The 11,581-nt window shown below is 41.0% G+C and carries 6 protein-coding genes; all 6 read left to right on the forward strand.

Features of this window, described 5'->3' with window-relative positions; genetic code table 11:
- Positions 1 to 56: 56 nt before the first annotated feature.
- The 6 genes from glmM to ACIFSR_RS24050 all read left to right on the forward strand — a co-directional run bounded on the left by glmM (position 57) and on the right by ACIFSR_RS24050 (position 11,572).
- Positions 57 to 1,397: a phosphoglucosamine mutase gene (gene glmM, locus ACIFSR_RS24025; protein ID WP_076271680.1), complete on the forward strand. Its 1,341-nt coding sequence runs from the start codon at positions 57 to 59 to the stop codon at positions 1,395 to 1,397.
- Between the two features lie 553 nt (positions 1,398 to 1,950).
- Complete coding sequence (glmS, locus tag ACIFSR_RS24030; RefSeq protein ID WP_430060504.1) at positions 1,951 to 3,783, forward strand: glutamine--fructose-6-phosphate transaminase (isomerizing); 1,833 nt, start codon at positions 1,951 to 1,953, stop codon at positions 3,781 to 3,783.
- A 686-nt stretch (positions 3,784 to 4,469) separates the two neighbouring features.
- Positions 4,470 to 5,432, forward strand: a complete 963-nt coding sequence (locus ACIFSR_RS24035) for a Tn7-like element transposition protein TnsE (RefSeq protein ID WP_430060507.1) — start codon at positions 4,470 to 4,472, stop codon at positions 5,430 to 5,432.
- A 140-nt stretch (positions 5,433 to 5,572) separates the two neighbouring features.
- A complete protein-coding gene (locus ACIFSR_RS24040) occupies positions 5,573 to 7,042 on the forward strand; it encodes a type I restriction-modification system subunit M (protein WP_430060510.1) in 1,470 nt (489 codons plus the stop codon).
- Positions 7,035 to 8,207, forward strand: coding sequence for a restriction endonuclease subunit S (locus tag ACIFSR_RS24045; RefSeq protein WP_430060513.1), 1,173 nt, complete (start codon positions 7,035 to 7,037; stop codon positions 8,205 to 8,207). Before ACIFSR_RS24040 ends, ACIFSR_RS24045 begins: the two co-directional genes overlap by 8 nt.
- 20 nt (positions 8,208 to 8,227) lie before the next feature.
- The gene (locus ACIFSR_RS24050; protein WP_430060516.1) at positions 8,228 to 11,572 is read left to right on the forward strand and encodes a DEAD/DEAH box helicase family protein; all 3,345 of its coding nucleotides are present in this window, start codon (positions 8,228 to 8,230) and stop codon (positions 11,570 to 11,572) included.
- The last annotated feature ends 9 nt before the right edge of the window (positions 11,573 to 11,581 follow it).

Below are 11,581 nucleotides of genomic sequence, written 5' to 3' on the forward strand. Positions count from 1 at the left end.
GAGCGGAATAAGTATATAACAACGAAAGCAATATATTACAAAGGAGCTTTTTAAACATGGGGAAATATTTCGGTACAGACGGTGTTCGCGGTGTAGCCAATCGTGAGCTTACACCTGAGCTAGCATACAAAATCGGTCGCTGCGGCGGCTATGTTCTAACACACAAGGCACAAAAGCCGAAGGTGGTTATTGGCCTTGATACACGGATTTCTGGCCCAATGCTGGAATCTGCACTGATTGCGGGTCTATTGTCGATTGGTGCAAGCGTTGTGCGTCTTGGCGTCGTATCCACACCAGCAGTTGCTTATATTACGCGTGAGCTTAACGCTGACGCTGGCGTTATGATTTCCGCATCACACAATCCTGTAGAGGATAACGGCATTAAATTTTTTGCTGGCGACGGTTTTAAATTGTCGGATGATACCGAACTCGAAATCGAACAATTAATTGATGCTCTTACAGATGAATTACCGCGGCCTGAGGGCGGAGATATCGGAGCGGTATCAAGCGATAAAGGCGCTAAGCAGCGTTATTTGGATTATTTGAAAACAACGATTAAAGGCGAATTCAAAGGTTTGAAAATCGTGCTGGACTGCGCGAATGGTTCCGCTTATGAGCTGGCTCCTTCGGTATTCCGCGAGCTTGGAGCGGACATTATAACAGTAGGCGCTGAGCCGGATGGTTTGAATATTAATGCTGGCGTTGGTTCGACGCATCCAGAATATTTGCGTGAGCAGGTACTGGCGCATGGCGCAGACCTTGGGCTTTCTTTTGACGGGGACGCTGACCGTTTAATTGCTATTGATGAAAATGGCGAAGAGGTAGACGGCGACTTTATTCTTTGTATTATTGGCGATGCGATGAAGCGTGAAGGCAAGCTGAAAGAGGATACCATTGTAACGACGGTTATGGCCAATATCGGCTTTTTCAAGGGAGCAGAGCGCATTGGCTTGAAGACAGCGCAAACGGCAGTTGGCGATCGTTACGTCATGGAAGAAATGCGTCGCGGCGGCTTCAATCTAGGCGGCGAGCAATCCGGCCATGTAATTTTCCTTGACCATATTACGACTGGTGACGGTATTCTTACTGCGCTTCAGCTCGTTGATACGATTGCAGCCTCCGGAAAGAAACTAAGCGAACTTAAAGGCCTTATGCGTAAATATCCGCAAAAGCTTGTTAACGTACGCGTAGCGGACAAGAGCTTGTACCAAGGCAATGCAGCGATAGAAGAAGCGGTTAAACGTGTAGAGCTGGAGCTTGGCGACAACGGCCGCGTGCTTGTTCGTCCATCGGGTACGGAATCTTTGATTCGCGTTATGGCTGAGGGACCAGAGAAGGAACAGGTCGAGGCTTACGTTGATCAAATTGCAAATGTCGTTAAAAGTGAACTAGGTTAATCATAGAGAATAATGGTGTCGAAGGCCTGTCGGTTCTTGTAGCCGGCGGGCTTTTTTAGCATTATTTTGGAAAATGGACGAGTATATTTTCCGTGAAAGGTTGCACAGCAGCTGGAAAATGAATATGATAGGTAGTGTGATTCAAGAAGGAAAGCGAGGATAGAGGTTATTTAAGCAACATAAGCGCCAGAGCTTGCGTGATGAATGATCGGTGGTAGAGCTAAGATAGATCAGCTTGAAGCGGGTATTCATACGGGAAGCTGACGAGGTGAAGGTGTTCGAAACATTCGGCGGGGACCTTCCGGTATTACAAGCCAACCGAAAGCCGTTACGTAAAACGGCCGGGCGACCGGTCATACAATCGTGCGGCAGGCTTCGATTATAATATTACTCCCGTATGTCCAAGATGCCACCAGCAGGGTGGGCATGGGCAGAGGGGTTACATTTTCCGCAATCATTCGGATTATTTTGTGACATCTTCATAGTGCCTGTGCCACGCATTGGCGGCATCCGATAAGGACGGGAAAATAACCTATCGGAGGCCTATTAAATTATGTGTGGAATTGTAGGATATATTGGTAAACGCGACTCGCAGGACATTTTGCTCGAAGGATTGAAGAAGCTGGAGTACCGGGGTTATGATTCCGCTGGTATCGCTGTCTTCACGAAAAACGGGCTCGAAATTACAAAGTCCAAAGGACGTCTCGCGAATCTTGAAGGCTTGCTGCGTGAAGTACCACTCGAAGGTTCTATTGGCATTGGCCATACACGCTGGGCTACTCATGGTAAACCATCTGATGTGAACTCGCATCCGCATACGGACAACACGGCTAAATTTTCGGTTGTTCACAACGGGATTATTGAGAACTACTTGAATCTTAAGGAAGAATTAGTGACAAAAGGGCATGTTTTTGTATCGGAGACAGATACGGAAGTCATTTCCCATTTGATAGCTGATGAATATAACGGCAACATCGTGGAAGCTGTGCAGCGTGCGGTTAAACGTATGCGTGGAGCGTTTGCGCTTGGAGTTTTGACTGAGTTTGAGCCGGATCGCCTGGTTGCGGTTCGTTATGCAAGCCCGCTTGTTATCGGTGTAGGTGAAGGCGAAAACTTCATTGGCTCGGATATTCCGGCTATTTTGGAGCATACGCGCAACGTTTATATTTTGAACGACGGCGAAATGGCAATCCTGACACGCGATGCTGTCGAAGTAATGACGACTGAAGGCGAAAGTATTTCCAAGGAAATATTTCATGTCGATTGGGATCTAGTAACGGCAGAGAAAGCTGGATTTGATCACTTCATGCTGAAAGAAATTCACGAACAGCCAAAAGCTTACCGTGATACTATGATGAGCCGCGTTTCAGAAGACGGTAAATCTGTTGACTTAAAAGAGCTGGGTATGACAGCTGAATATATTAAATCGATCCGCAAAGTACACATCGTAGCATGTGGAACGGCATATCACGCAGGTCTTGTCGGCAAAACGGTCATTGAGTCGCTTGCTCGCATTCCGGTTGAGACGGATGTAGCATCCGAGTACCGTTACCGCTCGCCGATCATTACTCCGGATACACTCGTTATCGTTGTAAGCCAATCTGGCGAAACAGCTGATACGCTTGCAGCTTTGCGTGAAGCACAGCGCAACGGCGCTCGTGTGCTTGCGATTACTAACGTAGTAGGCAGCTCGGTTGCCCGCGAAGCAGATCATGTGCTTATTACTTGGGCAGGTCTTGAAATTGCGGTTGCTTCGACAAAAGCATACAGCTCGCAATTGATTGCTTTTTATCTGCTTGGTCTACACATGGCAGGTACGCTTGAGACCAAAGAAGCTTCTTACATTGCAGAAGTTCTTGAGGCTATGCATCAGCTTCCAACTCAGGTTGAGCGCATCCTTGAGCAAGCGTATGTGCTTAAACAAGTTGCAGAGTCGTTCTCGCATCACAAACACTTGTTCTTCATCGGCCGCGGCGTTGACTATGCTGTAGCGCAAGAAGGCTCGCTGAAGCTGAAAGAGATCTCGTATATTCACTCCGAGGCTTATGCAGCTGGTGAGCTCAAGCACGGTACCTTGGCTCTCATAGAGGAAGGTATTCCGGTTATCGCTCTTGTTACGCAAGAAGAGCTGTACGAGAAAACACTTAGCAACATTAAAGAAGTAAAAGCGCGCGGCGCTCATGTTATAGGCATAGCGAACCATGGTGCAGAGGAAGAAGTTGCGAAATCTGTCGACGAGCTATTCGCGATTCCGAAGACACTTCCGATCTTGTCACCAGCGCTATCGGTTATCCCGCTACAACTGATTTCTTATTATGCTTCGTTAGCTCTTGAGCATGACGTGGATAAACCGCGGAATTTGGCTAAGAGTGTTACGGTGGAGTAAGGGATTGTGATTTTTATTGTAGATGTACAGTGACATTAAAGTTGGTGGCTTTACAACAGAGTTGGTGCCTAGATGTCAAATTACACCTATTAAAGTATATATTTAATTTATATTAATAAAAGGAACACAATGAAATTCTAATGGCTTCGCCCTTTTAAATAAAGGGCGAAGCCATTAGCCGTTTAAGGAGATGAATCTTCGTATTGTTAGTATAGTGTAATGTTCACAATTTAAGTGGGATTTTCATGAAACGAGTATGTGCAATCAAAATTGGGAAACTTTTATTGATACAGCGTTGTTAGGTGGATGGAAATTAAAAAAAATCAATAACTGATGATACCGAAACTATTGAAATTACGATTGATCCTAATTTTGTACGTTATTCAGAGAAAAGATGGGATATTCAAGGGACGAAGGATACAGATCTTTCACAATCATTTATTGCTGCATTTGAAGGTAAAAAGTACACGATTCCTTTAATCGAAGTGATACGCAGCATCCTAGCACCTAACAGATTTTTGTTATATCAGTTATTTGAACCGAGTTCCTTTCCGCAATACTTTTTTAACAAAATTGAATATCAAAGACTACATTTTGAATTCACCTCACTATATGAAATTAAATATACACGTCAAGAATATTTACTTCATCTGACTTGGCTAATTTCACATTCGGATATTAGGTAAGTGTTTGAAAGTATCGAACCTCACAACTTAAATAATGGGAAATTAATGTTTTCCTGGTCATTTCAACAACCTAGAACACTCAAAGTTCTGGCTAAACCTAATCCTTATGGGTACACCATTCTTCGCGTGCTGAGTGTGATGAATAAACATATACCTTTCAAGGAGATTACATTTACTCATCCTAAGTTACACAATCACCAACGATCAAATGAGCCTAAAAAGTATATTTTGATAAACAAAAATAATTTGGATAAAAGTGATGAAGTTGAACTGAGTGAGGACTTTGATGGTTCGACGAGTGATTTTGATGTTGTGGAAATGGAAAACCAAAGCCACGAGTACACTTTTAAACCGAAAATTACGAAAGTACATAAAAATATTGATAAGCAGCGTTCATATGAAGATGAAAATACGAAAATTTACTACTTAGATGACCAAGGAAAACGGTCAACTGCGGATATTGGGGGTCATCGATTGGCCCGTGGCCTAGAACATAAAACACTTCATGAGATAAAGGTACAAGGAGAACTGGATGAATTTATTCGAACGCTAAGGTTTTTAGAAAGAGAACAAGGTATTGAATCAGTACGTGCACATGTAGATGTATTACCCGATGTTGGTGGTGAAAGAAGATTTAAATATCTGATTGATGGTGTAACAAGAAGGCGATTTGTATGGGCAGAGGTTACATTGCAGAACGGTAAGCTTATAAATGTACTGGAAGTAGAACGAGAACTTTATTCTTTATCGACTTTGTTTGTATATTCTGAGCATATCTTAGATTACAAAAGTTTGATTCAGAAGCTATTATCTAATCTCATACATGATCATGGAAGTTGGTTATCTGTATCCTTGAATTCCGTTCGAGAAATGGGTGTTCAACTATCGAAGTTAAAGCACGGTTTGAATGAGCCTGAGACTAGAGCGAATACAATTACAAAACATGTGATGCTTATTCCATAAGAACTAGAAACCAATAGTTTCTATAGTAAATATAGACTACATATTAGTAAAATCATGGTATTATAAAGGGAGCTAGTTTTTTTAGTTTTAAAAAACAAATTATATATTTGTTGCTATAGATGAGAGGTTGGGAACTAGATATGCTAACAGGAGAAATTCGTAATAAAGTAGATAAAATTTGGTCTGATTTGTGGGCTGGTGGGATATCGAATCCACTGACGGTTATAGAACAATTAACATACCTAATGTTTATTCGTTCATTAGATGAAAAGGATTTAGATGCTGAAAGCTTTGAGGCACTTGGTAGTGACAAGCTTCCGAAAATATTCCCTGAGACAGAAGCTGGGCAGGCTATGCGTTGGAGCAATTTTAAGAACAAAGATCCACGTATCATGTTCGATATTATTAGTAATGAAGTTTTCCCATTTATTAAAGGGATGAGTGAAGACCCAACGACTGCATTTGCACGTTATATGCAGGATGCCATCTTCCTCATGCCTACACCTCAGGTTTTGCAGAAGATTATCACAGGATTAGACGAACTGTATGAACATGATATTAAAGAATTGGATATGCAGGGTGATCTATACGAGTACATGCTAGGGAAACTTGCTACTGCTGGTCAAAACGGACAATTCCGCACGCCGAAGCATATTCGTGACTTAATGGTACGCTTATTGGCTCCAACACCAGATGATCGAGTATGTGACCCTGCTTGTGGTACGGCAGGCTTCTTAGTTTCTACAGCTGAATATATTCGTGAGCAATATGAAGCAACTATGACCACTGAGCAATGGGACAAGTTTGCTGGTGACATAGTATCTGGATTTGATACTGACCGTACGATGCTGCGTCTATCTGCGATGAACTTAATGCTCCACTCAATTACGAATCCCAATATTGACTATGTAGATAGCGTATCGAAGCAAAATAGCATTTCTAACGAATATACGATGATTCTAGCCAATCCTCCATTCACAGGAACGGTTGATACTGATAGTATAAATGATAATTTGAAGTCCATTTGTGATACAAAGAAGACAGAATTATTATTCGTAGCACTATTTCTTCGTATGCTACGTAAAGGTGGGCGTTGTGCTGCCATTGTTCCTGATGGGGTGTTATTTGGTTCAACAAAGGTTCACAAATCATTACGTCAAGAAATCGTTGAAAATCATCGCCTAGAAGCAATTATTTCGATGCCAAGCGGCGTATTTAAGCCATATGCAGGAGTAAGTACAGCGATCATGATTTTCACAAAAACAGATGCTGGTGGTACGGATAAAGTATGGTTCTATGATATGAAGACAGATGGCTATTCACTAGATGATAAGCGTGCCCCAATTACGGCTGATGATATTCCAGATATATTGTCCCGTTTCCATAACCTTGATGGTGAGTTGGTTCGTAAAGCGACGGAACAAAGCTTTATGGTAGATAAGTCTGTGATTGTTGAAAATGGCTATGATCTGTCGATTAATCGTTATAAGGAAATTGTGTATGAGAAGGTTGAGTATGATGCTCCGGTTGTAATTATGGATCGTCTAGAGCGACTAGATGGGAAGATTGCCTCTAAGATGCAGGAATTAAGGGGGCTTCTTGGTGAGTAAGTGGGAGAAGGTTAAGTTAGGTGAATTAGTATTGGTAAAAGGCGGGAAGAGATTACCTAAAGATCACACATATGTTGATAATAATTCTTCATTTCCTTATATAAGGGTATGTGATTTTAATAATGGTACTGTAGATTTAAGTGATTTGAAATATATTTCTTCTACTACTTCAAAGTTAATTAAGAATTATATTATTACAAAAGATGATGTTTATATTAGTATTGCTGGTACTATTGGTTTAGTGGGGACGATTCCACCTGAAATAGATAATGCACACTTAACGGAAAATGCAGCTAAGTTGGTTATCAAAAAAAAAGAGAACTTATCAACGAGATACTTGGTAAAGTTTTTAAGTTCAGAAAATGGAATTAAACAAATAAAAAGTAAAACAATTGCTACTTCTCAGCCCAAATTAGCACTTTTTAGAATTGAGGAGCTTGATATTCCCCTTCCTCCTCTTGAAGTTCAAAAAAAAATCGCTCAAAATCTTGATACCGTTTCTGAACTTCTTGATTTACGGAAAAAGCAATTAGAGGAGTTAGATCAGCTTATCAAGTCAGTGTTTTATGATATGTTTGGTGATCCTGTTACGAATGATAAGGGTTGGGAAATGAAGAAATTTGAAGATATTGGGCGCTTAACTAGCGGAGGTACTCCTTCAAGAAGCAAGGCAGAATACTTTACAGGTAATATAAATTGGTTTTCTGCTGGGGAGCTTAATGATAGATATTTATATGAATCAACTGAAAAAATAACTGAACAAGCTATTCTAGAAAGTTCAGCGAAGATATTTCCTAAAGGTAGCATGTTGATAGGTATGTATGATACTGCAGCATTTAAATTAGGTATACTTACTCAAGATTCTTCTTCTAATCAAGCGTGTGCAAATATAATAGTTAATGAAAATAAGACTAACATTATTTGGGTGTATGATGTTTGTCAAATAATGAAGATTACCTATTTGTCCAATCGTAGAGGTGTTCGTCAAAAAAATTTGAATTTAGGGATGATTAAAGAATTTACACTTCCAGTTCCACCCCTAGCCTTACAAAACGAATTCGCATCCATAGTAACGAAAATTGAAGAACAAAAAGCTCTCGTCAAACAATCCATCCAAGAAACGCAAACGCTCTTCGATTCCTTAATTAGTCAGTATTTTGATTAACTTTCTGTGAGGTGAACGAAATGACTGCAAATTTTACGTTTTTGAGTGGACAAGCGGAGTATGAGATGTTTGCTCATGCTTGTATAGAAGCAGAACGTGTCCTTGCGACTTCTCCTGCTATGTCGGCTGTGGGAAGCCGTAAGGCATTAGAGCTTGCAGTGAAATGGGTATATGCTGCAGACATTTCCATGCAGATGCCATACAAAGATAATTTACAGTCTCTTATTCACGAGCCATCTTTTCGCTTTGAAGTCGATTCACAAACGTGGAGTAAGCTGCCATATATCATTAAGCTAGGTAATCTAGGCGTTCATACTAATAAGACTATTACTCAAAGTGAAGCTACCCTTGCCTTAGCTTCACTGTTCGAGTTTATACAATGGATTGATTACTGCTATGGAGTGCAGTACGAAGAACGTACATTTGATGAGCAACTGATTCCAACTGAGCAGGTTCATTTAGATGTTAGACGAATTAAAGAAACACAAGGACTGCTTTCAGAAAAAGAAAGTGAAATTGAACGTCTTCGTGCTCAGATTGAAGCATTAAGTAGGCAATTAACGCAAGGCAAAGAACAGCATCAAGCAGAACGTACGTTTACCCCTCAAGACATCTCAGAATTCCTCACACGTAAGAAATACATTGACGTTGATCTCAAGTTATTAGGCTGGACAATCGGTGATGATGCCCGGGAAGAAGTCAAAGTTGAAGGCATGCCTAATGGTGAAAATGTAGGCTTTGTCGATTACGTCCTCTATGGTCGTGATGGACTTCCTCTTGCACTAATTGAAGCCAAACGCACATCTATCAATCCTATAATTGGAACGCAGCAAGCCAAACTATATGCGGATTGTTTAGAACAGAAATATGGACAACGTCCGATTATTTTCAACACCAATGGCTTTGATACGTATGTATGGGATGATCAATCTTCTCCACAACGTAGAGTCAGTGGTATTTTCTCACGAAATGATCTGGAAAAGTTAATTAAGCGTCGTACACAGAAGGAATCTCTGGAACATGTCGTCATTAACGATAAGATTACAGACCGCTATTACCAGAAGGAAGCGATTCGTGCCGTAAGCCAACACATTGAAGAAGGTCATCGTAAGACCCTTACTGTGATGGCTACGGGTACAGGGAAAACACGTACGGCATCGAGTTTAACGGATGTGTTATCTCGTGGTGGGCATGTGACGAATGTATTATTTTTAGCTGATCGTAAGTCCTTAGTTAAGCAAGCGAAGGATGACTTCAAGCAATACCTTCCAGATATGACCCTTTGTAATTTGTTAAGTAATAAAGAGGATAAATTAGCGAGAATTGTATTCTCAACGTATCCTACGATTCTTAATGCAATTGATACAGCGAAGTCCGAAGATGGACAACGTCTCTATTCACCTGCCCATTTTGATCTGATTATTATCGACGAAGCCCATCGTAGTATATTTAAAAAGTATCGAGCGATATTTGAATATTTTGATGCCATATTGTTAGGTCTGACAGCCACTCCAAAGTCTGAAGTGGATCGTAATACGTATGAATTTTTTGAAATGGAACGTGATGTTCCTACATATGCCTATGATTATGAGACAGCCGTAGAGAAGGATAAAGTGTTAGTTCCTTATTACAATATTGAGGTGCAAACGAAATTTTTGGAACAAGGCATTACGTATGATGATCTCTCTGCGGAAGATCGTAGTCGTTATGAAGATGATTTTGTTGATGAAGATGGTGAACTGCCTGAGGAAATCCCAGCTCCGGCGCTCAATGAGTTTATTTTTAATCAAGATACCGTTGATCGGGTTCTAGAAGATCTAATGACTCGTGGTATAAAAGTAGGCGGTGGCGATCTCATCGGCAAGACCATTATTTTTGCTCAAAATAAAAAGCATGCTGACTATATCCTTCAGCGCTTCAATAAGCTATATCCGCAATATAACGGTCTATTGATTCGTAAAATCACTCATGAAGAAACTTATGCACAATCATCCATTGATGAATTCAAAGTAGCTGATAAAGCACCTTATATTGCGGTGTCGGTTGATATGATGGATACAGGGATTGATGTGCCAGAAGTAGTGAACCTAATCTTCTTCAAACGTATTCGCTCCAAAGCGAAGTTTTGGCAAATGATTGGGCGTGGTACGCGGTTACGGAAAGACTTGTTCGGAGATGGCCAGGATAAAACGCACTTTATGATTTTTGATTATTTGGGTAACTTCGAGTTCTTCCGTCAGAATAAAGAAGGCTTGCAAGGGGCAGAGACATTAAGCTTGTCGGAGCTCATTTTCTCCAAGCGGGTAAAGCTGATACAACAATTGCAGCATGCGGATTATATGGGTGAAGACTATCAGGGACTACGTCAGCAACTCATTCAAGCAGTATGGAGTCAAATTATTGCGTTGAATCTTGAATTGGTATCGGTCAGAATGCAGCTCCGATACATTGAAAAGTTTAAGCATAAAGAAGCATTTGTTAGCTTATCGGATACCGATGTGTATGAGTTGAATACGAATCTTGCTTCCTTAGCCTTTATGGATGATCGTGATGAGTATGCGAAGCGATTCGACAACCTCATGTATGGCTTAATGCTCGGTGCGCTCGAAGCGAATAAACAATTCAAACGCAACAAAAAGCAACTAATGGAAATGGGACAAGCGCTGCAAACCAAAGCAACCATTCCTCAAGTCAAGGCTAAAATTACACTGATTAAAGCAATAGACACGGATGAATTCTGGTCAGAGTCAGGGATATTAGATTTTGAGAAGGTTCGCGTCGAGCTGCGTGATCTCATTAAGTTTATAGTGGACGAAGGTAGCAGTCGTATTATCTATACCAATCTTCAGGATGAAATTTTGGGTGAACGTATCGGTGAAGCACTGGATGCGGCGTATGATTTTGAGGATTACAGACTGAAGGTCAATCGGTATATCGAGAACAATAAGGATCATCTAGCGATTCATAAGCTGCGCAACAACATGCCATTAACCGCGAGTGACTATGAGAGCTTGGAGCATATCTTCACTGGTGAGTTAGGCACAGTAGAAGATTATAAACGTGAGTTCAAAGATACGCCATTCGGCCTGCTTGTTCGTAAGATTGCAAAGCTCGAGCACGAAGCAGCGATGAGCGCATTCTCTATTTTTATTAATGATCAATCGCTTACGCAAGCTCAGATTGTGTTTGTACGTAAAGTGATCGATTATATCACTGAGAATGGCTATATAGAAGCTACATCCGTTCTTATGAAGCCTCCTTTCGATCGTCCACAGAGTTTTATTAAGCTATTTGATGGTATGAAGCAGAAGCAGCTTGTGGAGTTGGTGAATGCTGTGAGGGAGAATGCGGTTAGGGTTGTTTAATAAATGCTA

The organism is Paenibacillus sp. NRS-1760 (assembly GCF_050467785.1).
GTDB lineage: Bacteria > Bacillota > Bacilli > Paenibacillales > Paenibacillaceae > Pristimantibacillus.